The 21,102-nt window shown below is 39.0% G+C and carries 19 protein-coding genes and 1 pseudogene; all 20 read right to left on the bottom strand.

The window, feature by feature from the left end; genetic code table 11:
- Window positions 1-22: 22 nt before the first annotated feature.
- A complete protein-coding gene (locus OHT75_RS13470; protein ID WP_264727433.1) occupies window positions 23-577 on the bottom strand; it encodes a sugar transferase in 555 nt (184 codons plus the stop codon).
- Window positions 574-1,491 carry an NAD-dependent epimerase/dehydratase family protein gene (locus OHT75_RS13465; RefSeq protein WP_264727431.1) on the bottom strand — a complete coding sequence of 306 codons (918 nt, stop codon included), beginning with the start codon at window positions 1,489-1,491 and terminating at the stop codon, window positions 574-576. The genes OHT75_RS13470 and OHT75_RS13465 overlap by 4 nt, the downstream gene beginning before the upstream one ends.
- Window positions 1,488-2,207, bottom strand: coding sequence for a glycosyltransferase family 2 protein (locus OHT75_RS13460; protein ID WP_264727429.1), 720 nt, complete (start codon window positions 2,205-2,207; stop codon window positions 1,488-1,490). The genes OHT75_RS13465 and OHT75_RS13460 overlap by 4 nt, the downstream gene beginning before the upstream one ends.
- A gap of 86 nt (window positions 2,208-2,293) precedes the next feature.
- The gene (locus OHT75_RS13455; protein WP_264727427.1) at window positions 2,294-3,472 is read right to left on the bottom strand and encodes a glycosyltransferase family 4 protein; all 1,179 of its coding nucleotides are present in this window, start codon (window positions 3,470-3,472) and stop codon (window positions 2,294-2,296) included.
- A complete protein-coding gene (locus OHT75_RS13450) occupies window positions 3,469-4,740 on the bottom strand; it encodes a hypothetical protein (RefSeq protein WP_264727426.1) in 1,272 nt (423 codons plus the stop codon). Before OHT75_RS13450 ends, OHT75_RS13455 begins: the two co-directional genes overlap by 4 nt.
- Before the next feature lie 280 nt (window positions 4,741-5,020).
- Window positions 5,021-5,644, bottom strand: a pseudogene (locus OHT75_RS13445) (ISAs1 family transposase); the annotation flags it as partial.
- A gap of 503 nt (window positions 5,645-6,147) precedes the next feature.
- Entirely contained in the window at window positions 6,148-7,323 is a 1,176-nt protein-coding gene (locus OHT75_RS13440) for a TDP-N-acetylfucosamine:lipid II N-acetylfucosaminyltransferase (protein ID WP_264727425.1), read from the bottom strand.
- Window positions 7,324-7,326: 3 nt separating this feature from the next.
- On the bottom strand, window positions 7,327-7,893 hold the full coding sequence (locus OHT75_RS13435) for an acyltransferase (RefSeq protein ID WP_264727423.1): 567 nt from the start codon (window positions 7,891-7,893) through the stop codon (window positions 7,327-7,329).
- 4 nt (window positions 7,894-7,897) lie between these two features.
- Window positions 7,898-9,007, bottom strand: a complete 1,110-nt coding sequence (vioA, locus tag OHT75_RS13430; protein WP_264727421.1) for a dTDP-4-amino-4,6-dideoxy-D-glucose aminotransferase VioA — start codon at window positions 9,005-9,007, stop codon at window positions 7,898-7,900.
- Between the two features lie 31 nt (window positions 9,008-9,038).
- Window positions 9,039-10,466 carry a lipopolysaccharide biosynthesis protein gene (locus OHT75_RS13425; protein ID WP_264727419.1) on the bottom strand — a complete coding sequence of 476 codons (1,428 nt, stop codon included), beginning with the start codon at window positions 10,464-10,466 and terminating at the stop codon, window positions 9,039-9,041.
- A gap of 5 nt (window positions 10,467-10,471) precedes the next feature.
- Entirely contained in the window at window positions 10,472-11,347 is an 876-nt protein-coding gene (rfbA, locus tag OHT75_RS13420) for a glucose-1-phosphate thymidylyltransferase RfbA (RefSeq protein WP_264727417.1), read from the bottom strand.
- Window positions 11,348-11,412: 65 nt separating this feature from the next.
- On the bottom strand, window positions 11,413-12,483 hold the full coding sequence (rfbB, locus tag OHT75_RS13415; protein ID WP_264727415.1) for a dTDP-glucose 4,6-dehydratase: 1,071 nt from the start codon (window positions 12,481-12,483) through the stop codon (window positions 11,413-11,415).
- A gap of 262 nt (window positions 12,484-12,745) precedes the next feature.
- Window positions 12,746-13,708: a Wzz/FepE/Etk N-terminal domain-containing protein gene (locus OHT75_RS13410; RefSeq protein WP_264727413.1), complete on the bottom strand. Its 963-nt coding sequence runs from the start codon at window positions 13,706-13,708 to the stop codon at window positions 12,746-12,748.
- A 133-nt stretch (window positions 13,709-13,841) separates the two neighbouring features.
- Window positions 13,842-14,192: a four helix bundle protein gene (locus OHT75_RS13405; protein ID WP_264727411.1), complete on the bottom strand. Its 351-nt coding sequence runs from the start codon at window positions 14,190-14,192 to the stop codon at window positions 13,842-13,844.
- Between the two features lie 99 nt (window positions 14,193-14,291).
- Window positions 14,292-17,024 carry an SLBB domain-containing protein gene (locus OHT75_RS13400; protein ID WP_406682023.1) on the bottom strand — a complete coding sequence of 911 codons (2,733 nt, stop codon included), beginning with the start codon at window positions 17,022-17,024 and terminating at the stop codon, window positions 14,292-14,294.
- A gap of 1,047 nt (window positions 17,025-18,071) precedes the next feature.
- Entirely contained in the window at window positions 18,072-18,584 is a 513-nt protein-coding gene (gene rfaH, locus OHT75_RS13395) for a transcription/translation regulatory transformer protein RfaH (protein WP_264727409.1), read from the bottom strand.
- A 177-nt stretch (window positions 18,585-18,761) separates the two neighbouring features.
- The gene (locus tag OHT75_RS13390; protein WP_264727408.1) at window positions 18,762-19,319 is read right to left on the bottom strand and encodes a DUF4136 domain-containing protein; all 558 of its coding nucleotides are present in this window, start codon (window positions 19,317-19,319) and stop codon (window positions 18,762-18,764) included.
- A gap of 169 nt (window positions 19,320-19,488) precedes the next feature.
- Window positions 19,489-19,911: a Holliday junction resolvase RuvX gene (gene ruvX, locus OHT75_RS13385; RefSeq protein WP_264727406.1), complete on the bottom strand. Its 423-nt coding sequence runs from the start codon at window positions 19,909-19,911 to the stop codon at window positions 19,489-19,491.
- Between the two features lie 79 nt (window positions 19,912-19,990).
- Window positions 19,991-20,602 carry a YqgE/AlgH family protein gene (locus OHT75_RS13380; RefSeq protein WP_264727404.1) on the bottom strand — a complete coding sequence of 204 codons (612 nt, stop codon included), beginning with the start codon at window positions 20,600-20,602 and terminating at the stop codon, window positions 19,991-19,993.
- A gap of 169 nt (window positions 20,603-20,771) precedes the next feature.
- The gene (yciH, locus tag OHT75_RS13375; protein ID WP_264727402.1) at window positions 20,772-21,101 is read right to left on the bottom strand and encodes a stress response translation initiation inhibitor YciH; all 330 of its coding nucleotides are present in this window, start codon (window positions 21,099-21,101) and stop codon (window positions 20,772-20,774) included.
- Between the last annotated feature and the right edge of the window lies 1 nt (window position 21,102).

The following is a 21,102-nucleotide window of genomic DNA, read 5'->3' as shown; positions in this document are numbered from 1 at the left end:
TTAATTATCTTCCTACTAAGAACTATTTAGGCTTTACCGCATCACCAGAACCACTGCCGGTGACAGTCATCATGATGTACTTGAAGTAATCTTTAACTGTTAAGCTATCAATCATCTGTTTGTCCGTTTTAGCTAACAAAGCCGGTGTAGACATATCGATATTTTGGACCTGAGCTAAACCAGTCACGCCAGGTAAGACATCATATACACCTAACGCATCGCGCTCTTTAATCAATTCTTCTTGATTAAATAAGTTTGGACGTGGGCCAACTAAACTCATTTCGCCCTTAACAACGTTAATTAATTGTGGTAACTCATCAATCTTAGTTTTACGTAAAAATGCACCTAACTTCGTGATTGAAGCATTACTAGCCAAATGACTTGCTACAGATTCTGTTTCAACTGACATAGTACGGAACTTAATCAGTTTAAATGGTTTTTTATTTCGACCTACTCGAGTCTGGATAAAAATCGGTGAGCCGGTGTCAAACAAACCTATAATGGTCACAATTAACAAAATCGGCCATAGAAACAGCAAACCCAAAAATGCTGCCAAAAAATCTATTATACGAATCATTTTCGTCCCTTATTCAGTTGCGACATGGCTTCTTCCATCGAGTGTGGAGGTGTCCAATCCAACAGTTGTTTCAAATTAGAATTATCAACGTGTAGATTACCAACTAGTTGTTCGACTAAGTGTGTCTTACCTGTCAGTCGACCAATAAGCCTAAATAAACTAATAGGGATTGGAAGTTGAATAATTTTACGATTCAAACCACGCGCAATTTGGTTAGTAAACTCGCCTATCGATACTGTCTCGCCTTCACTCGCTAAAAACACCTGACCACTGGCGTTTGGATGCGTAGCACAACGAACCAGAAGGTCAGCTAAGTTCTGAGCTGCGATAAAATCACGCTTATTCTTAATTATACCAAACGGAAGGAAAGGTGCTCTTTCTATGAGTTTGCTTAATAAGCCGAAATTACCCGGGGCATTTGACCCGTATACAAGCGTCGGTCTAACTATAACAACTTCAAGCCCAGTCTCGGTTGCAATTTGCTTCAACCCTTGCTCAGCAGAGAACTTAGAACGCGTATAATCATTATCTGGTATAAGTGGGCTATTTGGGGTCAATGGGGCTTCAAATGTGTTCGAACCATGCACACCAATCGAGCTGACAAAGACAAACCTTTTGACGCCATTCAGTGCAGCTTCCCGAGCTAAATGTAATGTACCATCCACATTTACCTGCTGGTAATCATCACTGGTGGATGCTCTTGAATGAGCGAGCGCTGCAAGATGAATTACGGCATCAATACTACTAAAAGCATCAGACCAATCCGTTTTCCCGTTAAGCGCGCTAATCGTAAACAGCTCACAATCCCAATGGTCACAGTTATCATTTTCACGTACGACAATACGCTTTATGTTGGTGGTGCCCCTGAGGTGGTTTCCTAAGAATCCACTACTACCTGTAAGTAATATCTTCATTTATATTTAAACCAAAGCACGTTGATCAGATATCTAATACAATAATACAGACTTACTGTTCTTGATAATGCTTCCTCATTCCTATAAATGTTCCAAAAATAACCTACTAGCTTTTTTTTATTTGATGATACAGACCCCTTCATTAGCCGATAGCAAGCCAATTTTTGCGGCAAACCTTCTACTGATTTGGATTCCTTGATCAACTTAAGCCAAAAAGAAAAGTCCTCATGCCCGCACACAGGAAATCTCATATCAGCCACCAATCTCCTATGAACAACGGCCGTTAAACATCCAACTGAGTTGTTCAAAAGTAATTGCCTATAACTTACTTTGGCAGGTGGTGTATATGATGATATGGGGACTAGATCACTATTGGCAATATCGTATCCAGTACACGAAAACAGACTACCGGAAGAAACCATGAACTCTATCTGAATTTCTAGTTTTTTTGAGTACCAAATATCATCGGAATCTAAAAAGGCCAAATATTCTCCCTTGGATTGTTCAATTCCAATATTTCTAGGAATTGCTGGCGACCCTGTATTTTTACTAAATGAGATGGTTTTGATCCTTGAATCTTTAAAATTGGAGACGACCTCAAGCGTTTTGTCTGATGATTTATCATCAACTACTATAAGCTCCCAGTTAACATAAGTCTGCTCACAAACTGACTTTATGGAGTCTAATATCGTATCTTCACTATTATAAGCCGGCATAATTATAGACACTAACGGCTTTTTGCTCTTTCTCACTTATCACATTGACCTATGCTGTTAATAATTTATAAATACATAATCTCATACTAACTAAGCAAATCATCTACCAAATTTCTCCATTCAAATTTCAGTGACCGCAAGTAAGATTGGTTCGACTTTTCGGCATACAATTTAGACTGAGGGCCAGGTAAAGCAGAAAATAAACTAGCCATGTCATCTGGCGATGTGCTATCAATTAGAAACAGTCCTTCCCCCTCAGTGATCTCTTTTGTTGCTGTGATTACACCATGCTCAAAAGCTAAAACAGGCAAACCACAAGAGATTGCTTCTAGTATAGTTTGACCAAGTGGCTCATACACTGAAGACATAAAAAAATAGTCTGAAGCTTGATAGAAATTATTTACATCATGCCTAGCACCAAAAAAAGATACTCTGTCAATGACACCAAGTTTAATTGCTAGGTCATTTAAGCTTTCATACTCAGGCCCATCTCCTACGATAACCAGATAATATGCGTCTTGTTGACATAAAGAGCGGATAGCCAGGTCAAAACCCTTTGCTTTGACGAACCGCCCAACACAAAGTAAGACTATTTTATCCTTTGGTATTTTAAGCTTATCTTTGACTGTGTTTTTCGTATCTTGGTCTACAGGATAAAATATTTCTTTATCAACTCCCGGTTTTACAATCTTTATTTCACTCAACGACCATTTACTTGAAAACTTTGAAGCAACCTCCTGTGCTTGAATCAGCATATTTTTTGAAAAAACAAACACACCACAGCTAAATCTTAAAGCGGCATAGTCAAAGTTCATATGGATGTAGCGTCGAAAAGTTAGCATACGACTATGGCTTGACATATTCTCACTTGATGACTGCCTATGACTAAAACCAGGAGCAAGGTAAAAATTTACTTTCGAGAAAAAAAGATTAACAAAAAAGCAAATAAACTGGTTTCGAGTAATGGATCTATCGACAGTATAATTCTTCTTTATCATGTACAAAGAAAACATCAGATCGAACACAACTAATGGAAAACAAAATAGGTTAATTAACCTATTTCGTGAAAACTCCCTTCTAAAGCTAACAAGCGTTAATTTATCCTTATTTATAACACGCTTGAATATTTTACCAGATGGCGATGCAGCAAGAATAATTACATTCATCCCTTGGCGAACCATTTCATTAGACATAAAGCGCAGGGAGTTCTCAACCCCCCCATAACGTCCTTCATAAGATAATGATGACAATAAAACAGTTTTCATAATAAATCTCTTTTACTCGAACGAGCGTCAAACATAGCAAAAACTATTCCGACGCAACCAAAAAATACAAATGGGATTCTAGATTGGTCAATAACGTTATTACCAAATCCGGAAGGAACAACGGAAATAAAAAAAACTAGCAAAATCAGACATAAAAACCGGTTTGATTCACTAAACCTGTAAACCAACATTACTATAGGCACCAAAACCCAACAAAGTAAAATTGGAATTGCAAACAATCCATATCGAAAAAAATAAAGGGGGTATAATGATTCAAATTTTAACGCTGAGTATTTATATGAACCGAAGCCGAAAAAAAGATTAAAATAACTAGAATCTAACATTGAAATTGCCAATTGAGCTTGTTCAAGCCTGATGCGACTTGACGTATCACCACTGCCGGAGAACAATCTTTCCAGACCATTAAAAAGATAAGAAAACGAATCAAAATAAAAAAGGAAAACAACAGAAGCAAAAAATATAATCATCGTTGGAAAAAAAAGCAATCTTCTGTAAAACGCCAGGTCAAATTTTAATTGAGATCGCTTAACTACAAAAACACACAGCAGCAACGAACAGGTTACGCCCAACGAAAAACTAGCAAATCCTGATTTACTTTGCCCAAAAAGGATTGTGATTAGCAAGATTGTAATGCCAATTAATTTCGAAAAACCACCATCTCTAACAAAGCTTGTCGTGAGGTAAACTAGCGGTAAAACTGCAATAAATGCGAAATCATAAGGGTTTTGGAAAGTACCTGTGAAGCGCCTAGCAGATAAAAGAGATGGCTTTGCATAAAATGACATCATCCATCGACCACCGTATTGATAAAAAATCAAACAAGCTAGACTAAATATAGCAGTACAAAGAATTACTTTCGAGAGGAATATAACTACCTCTTCAGGTTCAACTATTTCTTTAGTAACAAGTAAATAAAATAACAAAAAAGACATGGTGTAAAATGCAGGCCTAAACAGCTCAAACAAATCAGAAAAAATCAAATTTCGGTTACTCAAATTACCCAAAATAGTAGAAGCCAAGAACAAAAATGATACTAAAAGAAACATTTTTGCACTAGTGCCTATTATCACGCCCCCTTGATAATACAACGCTCCAACAAATAAAAAGGTTAAGGTAAACATTATTAGGTTTATAATAACTACACCAGTATCACCAGTCGCTTCGAAGTAATTATTAAATGTAGGGAAGAAGAAGTTAAAAATAACCATCAACTTAAGCAGGCTAGTATAATTTATCCTCGCACACATACTTACTCCAGAATGAGACGCGTATAATTTTCAACAAATTACGACAAACAAAAGTAACAAGTAGACAACTTACGGGTAAGTTCTACACATAAAAGCTCATAAAGTAACATCACAAGCACAACAGGCACTAAGTAATACAATCACAAAACAATTTCAAACTATAAAGTAAAGATATCAAACTTACTGATACTCAATGCAAGTACCAAAAGTATTAAAACTTTTCGAAATACCATCAATATAGTCACATATCATTCTATTGCCATATCCAAAATAATCTTCAGAAATAAGTCAGGAACAGCATGAAGATTTCAGCGAGTAATGTCGGTTGATTCAGCTTTATCTGTACCAACATATCACCGCTTTTATCGACTACTTTTGAAGCGTTTAAACCTGACAATGCTGAGCATCAGCGGTCAGCAAACAGCCCGTGATTCCAAAGTATCAAGCATATTTCTGATGGCTTCAATCTCCATCCCTTTTCCTTCAAGGGGGCGATGGGTAAGAACCAGACCTTGTTCAACATCAAAGGCGGATACCATATAGAGCGGATTATCGAGTTTACTAGCTTTGACACCTTTGAGGACTTTCCAACCCACACTGATGATGGGAACATTATTGTTTTCCCGATGCTCGTTGAACCAACCATTTCCTCTAAGAGTGCTTCAGGGACGGCGGTCCTCATGATATCTGCGATGTTGTGACGGGTTGGGCTCCCGTTTTCGTAGAGTAGATGTTGACGTAGCCAGTCCATATTACCCTCACCAAAATCTTTGATATCGGTCCATTTGTTTTGTCCGCAGATCATGGCAGATATGGCAAGGAAAGCGACTTCAATAACGGGGTATAACTGATTGATATGTGAGCGGGTATCGCGTACTTTGTCCAGGTGTACAATGAGGAGCATTTTGGTTTCCTGTAGTTCAGACTGAAAGATCTGATCGACATAATGCAAAAAGTTCACCGGATATTAAAATTTCTTTTTTCAGTAACTAAAGTTCGAATCAGCCCTAATTAGGTGAGGTTGGATGCTATTATTTTCTACAAAAATAATTTCCAAGTGCTTAATAAGTCTGATGACGAACACTTATAAATGTGTTACTGAACCCGATCACAAATAGGAATTACAACACTAATCTAATCTTGCGTTCATTTATTCACTAAATCATTCAAATAAAATGACACAAAAAAATAGATAAATATTGGAGTTATTACCACCCCTTTCAAACACTAATAATGAACATAAAAAAACAGTATATTTATTCACTCAACCACGAATTCAACATCTTAAACTAAGTCATCAATATATTACATATCAGTACACACCGCCATGGTTAACATTTGGGAATGATAATTACAAAACAAAAACATGTTATCAAAAACTTAATTGCATTAACATTAAATTAAAAGCTAGATAGTTGCCGTTTTTATCAGATTTTTCGTTCGTTGTAATATCACATCTTTAGACCATGTAGCTTTTAATATTTTTCGATTATGCTCGATCTGCTTATCAGTGAGATGTTCATCAAGTAAGCTTGAATCATTTTCTAATTCCTGCACAGAATAAATATAGGCATTTAAACTTTTATAATGTGCATAAAGCATTGACTCTTCACGTAAAAATATCTTAGAACCTCGATACATCATAGCAACGACATTACCCAAAGCTTGCTGACGTACATGATTCATGATCACAAAACCACAGTTATTAATAATTGCATTGTAATCAGTCAATGGCATGAATGTGTCCAACACTTGAGTACAACGTGCAAGTTTCTGGTTGTTATTTATGTAATCTTTAACCAGCTTAGCATATTCCATATCACCATAGCTTAGAGGCACATAAATAGTTCTTTCCGTCGTTGATTTTAGGATTGTGTCTAACGCTTCAAGGTGATTGTTCGTTGATGTAGCACTATTACCAAGCAGGATTGAGTTCGCTGAGTTTATTTCACCCAATTGCATATTTTTAATAATATGCCTCTCCAAAATTCCGTAGTTCCAAGGTGAATATTTTGTAAATTGTCCTAGCCCATATTTATGCTTAACTAAGTCATATTCTTGTGGCAGAACTGGCGAAAATACTTTTAAATTTTTCATCGCCAAGTTGTAAAAAAATTTACTGCCAACTAATCGTTTTACAAAACTTTTCATTATTCGGGATAAAATGCCAAATAGTGAAGTTGTTGCTTTTTTTCCGCTTATTTTTTTTATCTGTGCACTTGTTTTAGGTAAAGTCAGTGATTCACCTAATAAATCAGTATCGAAGGGACGACTGTAATAATCAAACCCCCAACCTAGCCATACATAGTTTTGCTTTAATAGCACCATTGGAATCAAATAAAAACTTGGTAAACTATGAAAAATGACCACATCATAGGCTTTTAACTCTTCACGTTGAGTAAAAAGCAATTGCAGCCATTTTTTTTTACTTAGCTGATGATATATTTTTTTGTCTTTTATAAAAGACCATGGTTTTGGCGTTGTAATATAAAAAGTGTTTTGCTCAGGATATGCCAATTCAAATATATCGACAGCAGTGTCTATAAATTTCTCATCTGCTGCAATGTGTGCAATTTTTAACATTAGTTATTCTTCACCATTAATCAGTTTTTCCTCAAGCATCAACAACTCCCGCTTGCGGTTTTTAATTTTCTTAGCGGGTGCGCCAATATACACTCCAAAAGGTTCACAATTTTTAGTTATAAGGGAAAGTGCACCAACGGCAGTCCCTTCAAATATAGAGACTCCAGGCAATATAACAGAACCACTTCCTATAATTGCATGCTTACCTATATATACATCTGCATGTGTAACGTTTGTATATTTGGTTGGTACAGTAGGATTTGTTAGAAAATTTCCAGAATAATCATCGTTACTAGAATAAATAGCAACTCTAGAAGATACTCCAGCGAAATCTGAAATTAAAATTTCACCAGCTCCAATAAGTAATGCATATACAGCGATGTGAACATAATTTCCAATATTTATTCCACCTTCACCAGCAGACAAGACGCAAAAATCATCAATTCGAACATTGTTACCAAGTTTGATACGTTGTGCACCATAAATTGAAGCTTTATCAGATATCAATACATTGTGGCCCAGTGCTGCAAACCCCATTTCATTTAACTGCTTTTCTGTTAAAAATGCCATCTAACTAATTTCCTTTAATTAATGCAATAACTTGTTGTTGCTGTTCAACTGTTAACTCATTGAAAATCGGCAAACACAATACCTTTTCAGCTAGGGCATTGGCCAGAGGTAAATGCGCAGTATCTGCAGATGCTACCCCCCGATACATAGGCATATTACTAATAATCGGGTAAAAATAACGGCGCGATAAAATACCATTAGCTTTTAGCTTTTCATAAAGCTCATCGCGGCTTAGTGGGTATTCTGCCTCCACTAATATTGGGAAGTAAGAGAAGTTGCTATTAGCATTGATATCATGCTGATACAGGGTAATGCCGGTAACCTCAGCAAGCTCTCTGCGATAACGCGAATCGACGGCTTGGCGCTGCGCCATTGCATCATCAATATGTTTAAGCTGCACTAAACCAAAAGCGGCATTGATTTCACTCATTTTACCGTTAATACCAGGCGCTGTTACAGTTAGCTCATCGGCTATACCAAAGTTTTTTAAGCGATCAATACGCTGCTTGGTTTTGGCATCGGGGCTAATAATAGCTCCACCTTCAAAGGTATTAAATACCTTAGTTGCGTGGAAACTTAAAATCGACAAATCACCCCACTTAAGTAAACTCTCACCTTTATATTTGACCCCAAAAGCATGAGCCGCATCATAAATTACCTTAAGGCCATAGTTATCAGCAATTTTTTGAATGGCTTCAACATCGCAAGGGTTAGAGTAGCAATGTACCGGCATAATGGCAGTGGTGCGTGGAGTAATCGCAGCTTCTATCTTGGCAGGATCAATATTAAAAGTGGTTGGATCAATATCGACAAACACCGGCTCTAAACCATTCCACATGATTGAATGGCTGGTTGCCACAAACGAATAGGGTGTGGTAATTACCTCGCCGTGAATGCGCATCGCCTGCAAGGCTGTTATAAGCGCAATGGTGGCATTATTAAATAAAGAGACATGCTCAACACCCAAATATTCTGCCAACTTGGCTTCTAGTTCTTGATGAAACGGGCCATTATTAGTTAACCAACGGTTATCCCAAATTTGTTCAAGATAAGGCACAAATTCACTTAATTCTGGCAAAAATGGCTGAGTGACGGGGATTGTTTTATTCGTCATATTTACATCCAAAGTAAAAATAATTAAACCATTAACGGTATAAGGTATCGCGCAGTTGCAGCAGCAGTGGCTTTTGCGCCAACACTAAATACATTCCATACGCTAATAAAGCCACACTCAAGTTAACCACTATTTGCGACCAAGCTTGCGAAAAATATAAACCAGCGCCATACCCCAATGCAGCGGCCACTAATACGGCAAACCAAATAGGTAAAATATCTTTACATTGTTGCCATTGGCTTAAATGCGTTAACTTGCCGGTGTAATAGGTGTTAAGTAATAAGGCTAAATAGGAAGTCAAGGTAAAACCGAGGCACATCGCTAGTACACCATAAGGAATGCTCAACAGTAGCACAGAAACGCCAATAATTTTTTTCATCACCTCAAGCTTTAAAAACAGATCACTGCGGCCAGTGACTTGCAATAAATTTAAATTAATGGAATGGATCGGGTATAGCATATAACCCAAACACAACACACTAAGCAGCGCTGCGGCACCCTGCCACTGCTCGCCTAAAAAATTAGTCAACAATGGCTTGGCAATTAACCCCAAACCAACTATTAATGGGAAGATCACTATCGATGATAATATTAAGGTTTGACGATAGGCGTTTGCCATTTTATCTGGATCATCTTGTAACTGACTAAACAACGGGAAAGTAACGCGCTGAATAATGCCCGTTAAGGTAGTCACTGGTACACTGGCTAATTGATTGGCTTGAGTATATTGCCCCACTACGGCAGGGCTAAATTTTTTGCCTATAATGATTTGATACAAATTGTTGTAGATGGCATCCAATAAGCCAGATAATAACAATTTGCTGCCATAACCAAATAGATAATTAAAAGCGTGCCTAGTAATATTGCCCCGGGGTAACCAAGGGACAAAAATATTAAATAACAATGTAGTACAAATAGCATTAAGCAAGGCTTGCACTACCAACGACCATACTCCATAACCGTTAATTGCTAATATTATCGCTGTTGGCCCACTAATGATCACGCTCAGTACTGATATTTTAGCTTGGGTCTTAAAGTCCATCGCCACATTAAGTTTAACGCGCGGAATTAACGTAAATGCGTTTATTAGCACCGCTAAACCTAAGACCCGCAACAGAGTTTGCAGCTCGGCTTGTTGATAAAAATCTGCTACGAATGGTGCACAGATAAACAAAGCAATGTAGCAGAATCCCGCCATTGCAATGTTGTAATAAAAGGCAGTTACCAAATCACTTTCTGTACGCTCGTTTTTACGAATTAACGCCGATGTAAAACCACTATCAACAAATACATTAGCAATAGCAATAAACACTGCCAACATCCCCACCAAGCCAAAAGCAGTTGGCCCTAATAATCGCGCCAAATATAAGGTGATTGCGAGTTGTATACCTTGGGTTAAAAAGCGTTCCAAGGCGCTCCATTGCAGACCTTTTTTAGTTTTGCTTGCAAGATCACTCATGTAAATTAGGGCTTAGTTAAGGTTAACAGATATTGGCCATAACTGTTTTTGCTCATCAAATCACCGCGCGCTATTAATTGTTCCTCTGTTAGCCAATGCTGTAAATAAGCAATTTCCTCTAAACAGGCTATTTTATAACCTTGGCGTTTTTCTAGCGTTTCCACAAACTGTGCTGCTTCTAAGAGGCTTTCATGGGTACCGGTATCTAGCCAAGCAAATCCTCGACCTAACATTTCTACATGTAAATTGTCGTCATTAAGATACATTTCATTCAATGTGGTAATTTCAAGCTCTCCACGTGACGAAGGTGTAACTAATTTCGCTTGTTTTACTACATTATTTGGATAGAAATATAGGCCAGTCACTGCGTAATGGCTTTTCGGTTTCTTAGGTTTTTCTTCTATTGATATCGCTTTTTGATTAATATCAAATTCTACAACACCGAAACGTTCAGGATCCTTTACTTGATAACCAAATACAGTTGCTCCTGAATGGTTATTCGCTATATCAACTGCTTTTTTAAGTTTAGAGCTAAAGCCTTGACCATAGAAAATATTATCACCCAACACTAAACAAACAGCATCATCACCAATAAAATCTTCACCAATAAGAAAGGCTTGAGCCAACCCATCAGGACTTGGTTGCACCGCATACTCTAGCTTAATGCCGAAACTAGTGCCATCACCTAACAAACGTTGGAATGAGGATTGATCTTCAGGTGTAGTAATAATTAATATTTCACGAATACCTGCAAGCATTAACACTGATATGGGGTAGTAAATCATTGGCTTGTCATAAACTGGTAATAACTGTTTTGAAACGCCCATGGTAATAGGATACAAGCGTGTACCTGATCCGCCGGCTAAAATAATGCCTTTCATATGTAAATAAATCCCTAAATTAATAAGCCCTAGGTTGTAGAGAAATAGGGCACAAAAACAAAATGCTAAATCCCTAAACGTTCGCGATGGTAGCTACCATCTTGCACATGTTGGCACCATGTTTTGTTAGCTAAATACCATTCAACTGTTTTGCTTAGGCCGGTTTCGAATGTTTCTTCAGGTTGCCAGTTGAGTTCTTTACTCATTTTACTTGCGTCAATCGCATAACGACGGTCATGACCAGGACGGTCAGTTACATAAGTGATTTGTTCCGCGTATGGCGTAGTTTTAGGTACTAGGGCATCTAAAATACTACAAATGGTGTTTACCACTTCAATATTTTGTTTTTCGTTATGGCCACCAATGTTATAGGTTTCACCTACTTTCCCCTCAGTAACCACTTTGTAGAGTGCTCGTGCGTGATCTTCTACATATAGCCAATCTCGAATTTGATCACCTTTACCATAAATTGGTAATGCCTTACCTTCTAATGCATTTAAGATAACTAAAGGGATTAACTTTTCAGGGAAGTGATATGGGCCATAGTTATTAGAGCAGTTGGTTATTATCGTTGGTAAAGCATAAGTACGTAACCAGGCTCTCACCAAATGGTCGCTTGATGCTTTAGATGCAGAATATGGGCTGCTTGGTGCGTATGAAGTAGTTTCAGTAAAAAGAGTTAACTCTTCAGCACTTTGTACTTCATCTGGATGAGGTAAATCACCGTATACTTCGTCAGTTGAGATATGGTGAAAACGAAATGCTTTTTTAGCATCATCCGCTAACGTGTTCCAGTAAGCTCTAGTTGCTTCAAGAAGTGTGTAAGTGCCAACGATATTGGTTTGGATGAAATCTGCAGGGCCTGTAATTGAACGGTCAACGTGAGACTCTGCAGCAAGGTGCATTACAGCATCTGGTTTATGGGTACTAAATACTCTGTCTAATTCTGACCGATTACAAATATCAACTTGCTCAAAAGAATAGCGCTCGTTTGATTCAACACTTACTAATGATTCTAAATTACCTGCGTAGGTCAATTTATCTAGATTGATCACACTGTCATTGGTGTTGTTAATAATATGACGAACGACAGCAGAGCCAATAAACCCTGCTCCACCTGTAACTAAAATCTTCATTTTGATGTTTCCGAGACGTGTAGAGTTGTCTATTTACGAGTAGAAATAGACTAAATGAATTGAATATTGTCATTTTTGTACCTCAGCCTTACAAACCAAGCTGAGACACTTTTTATCCATTTTGAGACAGGTCAACATTCGCTAACCTGCATAGAGCCTCGGTTTTATGGTTTTCTTTAAAACCGTCCCAATAGGCTCTTAAAAGAGTTGATTCTAGATTGCTAGAGCGCTTCGCTACTAGAAACTATAAAACCAAAGACTCTTAATTCTCTTTCCTAACAAAATGTCTGATTAATACCAACATAATTGCCAACATGCCGCCAAGCATGGTGCCTAATACACAGATGAGTGCGCGTTTAGGGCCTGCTTTTTCTTCTGGTACTAATGCTGGATCGATGGTTTTAAAGACATATTCTTCACGAACCTCGGCAAACATAATGGTTTTAGCTTGCTCTTCGATTAACTTGTAAAGAATTGAGCGGATATCGGCTACGTTGGTTTGTTCAATTTTACTTTCTAAAAACGCTGTGCTTTTAATGGCTTCTGCCACATCACGTTCTTTCATTACTTTATTGATGTCTAGAATTAACCAGTTAACCCATTGCTGGGCAATGAATGGCGATAAATGCTCAACTGTAATTTTCACCATGCCGGTTTCTTTGTCGGTATTCACTGCAACAATTTTACTGAATTCTTTGAAAGCTTCTTGCATTGAAGGTTCAGGTTTGAATGGTGCTTGTACTTCACGGATCCATTTATTGTCTGCAGCAAGGTACATTTCGTCATCATACGTTATGGTATTGTCTGCCATATTCCAGCTTTTAATCGCCATCAAATCAGGTAGTAGGTTATGACTTTGAATAAAAGCGCTAGTGAATTGACGTGACTTCATCACTTCGATGGCCATCTGGGTTTTATCAACACCACCTTTACCACCAAGGTTGATACCTGCCATTGATGCTAAACCGCCAAATTGCCCCGCTAACGCGGCTAAACCACCGCCACCTTGCTCTGCATCAGCTGGTGCCAATAAAGCTTCAGATTTGTAAGTGTTTGGTTGGCTAAGTGCAAAAAGGACTGAGCCAATGGCGAATACTCCGGTGATAGCAATGATGAGCCACTTGCCCTTCCAGATAACGGAAAAAAGTTCGCGGAGATCGATTTCATCGTCTTGATGTTGTGGAAATGTAACATCTTGTTGGTATTTTGTAACTTCTATAGACATTTATCTTTTGTCTCTTTTTTGTTCTGAAAAATAGAATGCTGCGCTTACGGAACGCTTCGCTAACAGATTATGGATAACGGATAACGGGTTACGGTAAAAATAGGAATAATACAATCTTGTAAATCTGAGCTTTTCATCGACTTCGGCTTTTTATGCTGTTAATCAAACCAGCAAGCATTGCAGATATTCGCTCAGCAATTTGTAGTTTTTCATCAACAAAGACTGCATCAAGATAACCAATCTCTGTCCCGATCATTAGCTGAGTCATTAACTCTGCAAGTGAAGCTTTAGCTATATACAAAAATTGAATTTGCTCTTTGGCACCTTGTCTCTCAATTCCCTCGGCAATATTGGAAGGTACCGATAACCCTGAACGTGTGATCTGATCCCTAAAGCCCCAATCTCGCATATCTTTAGTCTGCTGATAGATTGAGCAAGATAATCCATAACTCAGTTGCCAAACTTCTAAAGTTTGAAATTTCATAACCATCCTTGGTTGTAACATCGAACACTTAGCTTACGGTAAAAGCCTTGGGAGCGTAGCGTCCGTAGCGCAGCGTTCCGTCAGCGTAGCGTTCGCTTTTTAAAGTCCAGAAATAGCGGAGATGGCTACTGCGGTGTTGTAGATTATGCCTGTTACTTGTGTCCATAGCGTTAGGTTATCTTTGTATTCTGTATCCAGTGGCACGATGATAGTGTCGCCTGGTGATAGCGTGGCATTACCGCTGAACCATAAACTGGCAACGGGTAGCATGACTGAGCCATCAGCTTTAATGATATAGGTGCGGTCATCATCTGCACGCTCTCTTGGGCCGCCTGACATATCTAAATAGTTGTCTAACGTTAGACCCTCTTTGAATCGATGGGTTGCCTGATGCTGTACTTCACCCATAACTGCAACCGTTTGCTTAACCGTTGGCACATATAAAATATCGCTATTTTCTAATTGAATATCAGCTTCAGGAATGCCTAAACTAATGGCGTTGAGATCGACAACCAAACGGCCCACTGCTTTGATACTTTCTAAATCAGTTAACATCAATTGTGCATCAGCGTAGTTAACTACTGTGCCATCTTTTGATACACCACGGGTGGCGATGTCTCGACGTAATTGATCGGCGAGCTTTTTAATCTCTATTTGTTCTTGGTTTTTAATTGATTCACGAACAAATACTGCGGCACTTGGGAAAGCATAATCAGTAAAGCCGCCCGCTCGTGCTAGTACATCAGATAGGCGCTCACCGCGACGAATATTGTAGGTACCTGGGAATTTAACTTCACCACGAATTTCAATCACTTTACGCTCTTGCCACTCTGGGGTTGTCAGTACGGTTAACATATCGCGCGGTTGTAACATGACATTATCTTCCGGCATGCCGAGTAAAACACCATTAATGTTTACATTGGTGTGCGCAATATCGGCTAGTGCATCGGTGTCATTCGCTCTGGTGAGTTCAGCGCGTTCCACATAAGCGCCTTCAACTAATCCCCCTGCTGCAACAATCAAATCCGCCACGTGGGCATTTTGAGTGAGTGGGTATATACCTGGGTGTCGCACTTTGCCACCAATCGCGACAATATTTAGGCCTTGGTTTACTTTACGCTGCTGTGAAAGTTGGTTAAGTATCGGATAAAGCAATTCTGTTCTGCGCATGGATGAACTGAGCTTTATCAAATCACGGTCATCAAACAGGTTTGTCAGCATTTTTTCGACTTCGTTTCTAACCACGTCGTCTTTTTCTTCAATACTGCCCGTAATGGCTACACCCGCAATTGAACTTTTGTAACGGTTATCCAATGAGGTGTTCAAGGAGTTAAATCCACTTTCAAACGTGTCATCACTGACTAACGCTTCACCTTTTAATGACGAGATTTTTTTGATACGAGTTTGAACTAGTTTATTTAACTCATAACGATTCAATGTTTTATCATTGAAATTAAATACAATCACTTTATCGCGCGGTTGGAGTGACAAGTTTTCAGTAGATTGTGGCTCATTAAGTGCTTTACCTAATGAAAATTGAAACACTTTTATTTCACCATAATTATTGATTTCACGCACCACTAGCGCATATTCTAAATCAACATTTGCGGATAAATCACCCCAAATAGATGGTAATAAATGGCTAACCTTTTGCCCCGCGTGCCATTGATATTTGCCTGGGCGCACAACCGCACCAACAACCGTTACTGCATCTTCATATTGTAGTGAAGCATTTTTGACTCTCACAAAGTCGCCAGCTTTAGCCTTAACTTGGGCACCTTTACTGGTGGTTAAATCTACGTTTAAAATGGTTTTTAGGCCATTAGCGTTATATCGTTCAATGCTAGTTGACTTTGAATATGCCGCTTGAGTCACACCCGCTGCCATTTTTACAATATCAGCAATGGTTTCACCGGTTTTTAATTCATAAATAGCAGGACGACGGACTTCACCCGTTACCGAAACTAAACCACCCACGGATGGAATAAATACAACGTCACCAGAGCGAAGACCGATATCACCCGAGGCATCGCCCCTAAGTAATAAGTCATACATATCAAACGTACCAACTAGTTTGCCGCTACGCTTGACTTGAATGTTTCTGAGGCTACCAATTTCATTCACGCCACCGGCTACAAATAAAGCTTGGGTGATAGTTGATAAGCTGGAGACCGTATATGAACCAGATTTATACGCATCGCCTGCGACAAATATTCTTATGGTACGTAATTCACCCATAGAAATATTCGATTCAATACCAATCATTTGTTGCTTGATACGTTGCTGTAACTGTTCGCGCAGTTCAGAAAAACTTAACCCATTAACCGAAATGGGTCCTAATTCAGGAAATTGAATGGTGCCATCACGGTTAATACTCAGAGTATATTCTTTATTATCTTTACCAAATAATTGCACCTTAATGGTATCGCCAGGGCCAACCTTATAATCACTTGGTACTGGTACATCGGTCACAGGTGCAAAAGTAGATGGTTCACCGGCAAACATGTCATAACCAAAACGCTTTAACTCAGCTTTTTGGCTGTCATCAGAAAAATCAAAGTCGTTAGCTTGTTTTTTCGCATTGGCGATATCTTGCTCGGCATTGCGTTGAGCAACTACTTCAGGATTGGTGACTGGCGCCACTTGTTGACCACCAGCAAGCACTGCTGGGTCAATTCCGTATTGCTTAGCAATTCGCTGCTGCTCAGATTTTGGCAGTTGCTTGAACTGCTCGATCATTTGTGGGGATGGGGTAATAGCCAAGGCTGGCGAGCTTATGATAATAAGGGCAGATAAGCCTGCAATGAACATGTTTTTGGTTTTATGGAACACCAGGTCTCTCCGATATTATTGGTTTGAATTAGGTTGTAAAGCTTAGAGTCTAGAAGCTAGAGGCTAGAGGCTAAGCGCTTCGCTTATGGATTACGGTATACGGAATACGGAATACGGATAACGGATAACGGAATACGGATAACGGAATACGGATAACGGAATACGGATAACGGAATACGGAATACGGATAACGGAATACGGATTACAGATAACGGAATACGGATTACAGATAACGGAACGCTTCGCTTACGGTGATATTGGTTCTGGTTTGATTCAGCCCGTTTTCGTGTGTTTTAACATTTCGTCATGCTAAAGCTGTTATTAGAGTCTATTCATGTTATTGATAAATTTTAATTAGGTAATAAATTCTAATCAAATAATCAGGTCGTAAGGTTTGCCTAGCGTTGAAGATCTTTGCTACCGATCCGCGTGGCGGGCGAGACGCCCTGAGGAAATAAGTCCTGTATTTTCCCCTTAGGGCCAGCTGAAGCTGTTAATAATTGTTCTTGACAATTATTTTCGGCGTCCACTAAAAGACTAAAGACCTAAATTATCTGAAAGGTCACGACCTTGCTTTCAAGATCTTTGCTACCGATCCGCGTGGCGGGCGAGACGCCCTTCGGCTTATAGCTAAACGAATGAAACTGTTCATTCGATGTCCTGCGGACACGCTACCGCCCATAGATTTCGGCTTCTATATTGCCCTTCGCGCTGCGAAATTCTGATTTTGTTAACAAATTAATAGAATGATTAGTCTAAAACTGAACCAATCCTAAAAGTGCGCCGTATTATAGCTTAACTTTGTGCTTAAATATGCACATAATTCAGCCATTCAATATAAAATGACTAATTTGTTACAAATGCGATAAAGTAAATAGCGGCAAGTATGCTTCAAAAAACCTAAACACATGATTTTAAGAAACTATTATTTCACACCCTGTTAAACTCTGCTTTATATTGTAACAAGCCAATAAACAAAAATGGACAATGTCTTACACGATTGTGAGTGAATGTCTAACATGTGATTATTTTTCAAACAACGATAAATTACTTACCTTCACCATTTTCAGTAGTTCTTTTTATGCTGGTTTCATCAACTAAAATGCGCTTTTGTTGGCCCATTATATTGAACAACACATAGCAACGTTTTTCGGCATTGCGTTCTTCAAAAATGGCTTCTAAATCAATAAATGGGCCTTCAGTAAACTTCACTTTATCGCCCTTTTGTATGCCTTTTTCCTGTTTGGGAATGTGTTCATTCACGCGGCGTTTAATCTCATTGATCAAACGATCGTCAATAGGTGTCATGACCTCTTTGCAACCAATAATACGGCTTGCACCGCGGGTTGAATGGATCTTACTGACACTGAACTCTGTTGGGTCAAAATGAATAAATAGATAATTAGGGAATAAAGGCGTTTCAACCATTTTTGTGATTGATTTAACTTTTTTAGACTCTTTAATCATTGGCAAGTAGCTTTCAACTTGTTGAAGCGCTAGGTTTTGTTGCGCACGTAACTCTTCGCGCGGCTTACAGTACAAAAGATACCAAGATTTCATTGGGGCTCACTTAACTAAAGATGTGAAGGTCCTTATCACGGCCGAGGATTTTAGCAAACAGGGTATGGGGGGTAAAGCAAAAATGCATTAAAAATAGGGCTAGAGGCTAGGAGCTAGAGTCGAGAGGCAGGATAAATAAGCATGCTGCGCGGTGAAGCGCAGCACCTGATAAACGCTTTATTGTTTAGGTTGTGGTGGATACGCCAGCATCACCTGACCAATGGCGTTGTTGATTGCTTCAACTCGCTCTTGTGGGGTATTTTTGTCGCGGATAGTATCTGCAACACTGCCACGCCAAACTAATTTATCGGTTTTGTTGTCCACTAAATCGATGATCAAGGTACCAACCTCATATTCACGCACAGTGGTTTGAGTTTGCATAGTACCTGCCCATCCCCAACCTGGTCCGTAATAAGGGTTGTAGCCAAAATTATTATTAAAAGTGTCTATATTGATTTTCTTATCGACTTTAGTGAGATAATTAATCAATAAATCTGCATTTTCTGCAGAGGCTTTAGTTAATCCTTTAGCCGTCATTTGGCTATCAACGGCATCTCTTACGCGCTGATCAAGTAAACCATCTAAATGATAACCTTCATCTGTCGCTTTAGCTTCTACCCAAGCAAACGTTTTAAACTGGCTAAACGATACCGCAGGATCAAAATCAGTATCGGTTTTTAATGTGCTGCACGCACTTAAGGCTAATACCGCTGCGGCTAAGAACAACTTCTTCATAAAGACTCCAAATACAACACGTTAATTCATTGTAAGCTTATAGACAGCTAAATGATTGTCAAGTTCGATTTGAAAACTGATATATGAGGCGAGAATCTAGAAGCTAGAAGCTAGAAGCTAGAAGCTAGAAGCTAGAAGCTAGAAGCTAGAGGTTAGAATCTAAAGACTCTTATGAAAACTGGTTTTCAAAATAGCTTTCAATAATTAATACTGCTGATACTGCATCAACCTGCCCTTTTGTCAGCGCTTTAAAGCCGCCGAGTTCAAACAAGCGTGCTTTGGCATCTGCTGTTGTTAAACGTTCATCTTGGGTTGCCACCTTAACACCAAAACGTCCACTAATGCGGTTTGCAAATTTACGTGCACGTTGGGTCATTTCTTGTTCGGTACCGTCCATATTCAGCGGTAGGCCTACCACAACAAGATCGGGCTGCCACTCTTTCAGTAACTTTTCGATGTCATCCCAATTAGGAATACCGTCAACCGCTTTAATCGACATCAGTGGGTTGGCGCTGCCAGTGACCGCTTGACCAATCGCAATGCCGATACTTTTGGTACCATAATCAAAACCTAATACGGTTTGTGGGTGCATACTTTTCTCGTTATAAAATAGAAGCTAGATGCTAGATGCTAGATTCTAGATTCTAGATTCTGAATATTAGATGCCTTCATTAAGCATGGCCAATTTGTGATGATATTTGCCACATATCAAATCCGAGCTGCTTTGAGGCGATCTCCCATAATTGCTCAGGATTTTTAGAGTAAAGTAACTCTGGCGTGGCTTTAATGGTTAGCCAGGTATTATCGGCTAATTCCTGTTCTAACTGGTTTTTACCCCATCCGGCGTAGCCTAATGCTACGATGTAATCGTCTGGAGATTTAGCCGTACCAATAGCTGACAATACATCGCGAGAAGATGTCAGCATGCAATAATCGCTGATCTGATGGCTATTGATCCAATTGGATTGCGGACTATGCAGCACAAAACCTCTGTCTGGTGAAACTGGACCACCGATTAATACCTGTGAATTGATATGAAACGCCGCTTCAGGTGGTGGATTTAGGCCCATTTGATCTAACAAGTCTTCAAGTTCAATCCCAATAGGACGATTAATAATTAATCCCATTGCCCCTTTTTCGTCATGCTCACAAACGTAAATCACGCTACGTTCAAAAAATGTTTCCTCAAGTGAGGGCATCGCAACCAGCAGATAACCTTGTAAGTTATCGCCTTTTGAACGGCTTTTGTCTGTTTGTTTTAGATTCGTTTTAGATTCATCCATAATGCGCTTCTCTTGTTAGTAATGAGTCTAAATGCATCATTTTTAGCTGTTGGAACCAGATACCCCTTAGCAACCTTAATTTGCAAGATACAGTGCATCACCTGAAAGGCAATCAATTCTCGCTGAAGACGCAGCTTGAGGTTCTTTGGGTATATAACCAACCAGGCTTTTAACCGCCGGCTAACTTTACCGTATAATTCATTTTTTCTAGCAAGGTTTTTAATTGTTCGCGATTGTCGGTTTGAACTTCAATATTGAAGTCTTTGACAGTTCCACCGCAGCCGCATTGCTTTTTCAGTTTTTGTGCTAATGCTTTTAGCTCAGTTTGATCTAAACCTAAGCCCTTAATCACACTTACGCCTTTACCTTTGCGGCCTTTAGAATCTTTATGAATGCGCACAATGCCATCACCTTCAGGTATGGCTTTTTGCGTTTTTTCTGGCTCAATTCTGCCTTTATCGGTACTGAAAACTAAGGCTATGTTGGGATCTATTCTCATA

It is taken from the genome of Shewanella subflava (assembly GCF_025971955.1).
Classification (GTDB): Bacteria; Pseudomonadota; Gammaproteobacteria; order Enterobacterales; family Shewanellaceae; genus Shewanella; species Shewanella subflava.
This window is presented reverse-complemented; position numbering and strand designations above follow the sequence as displayed.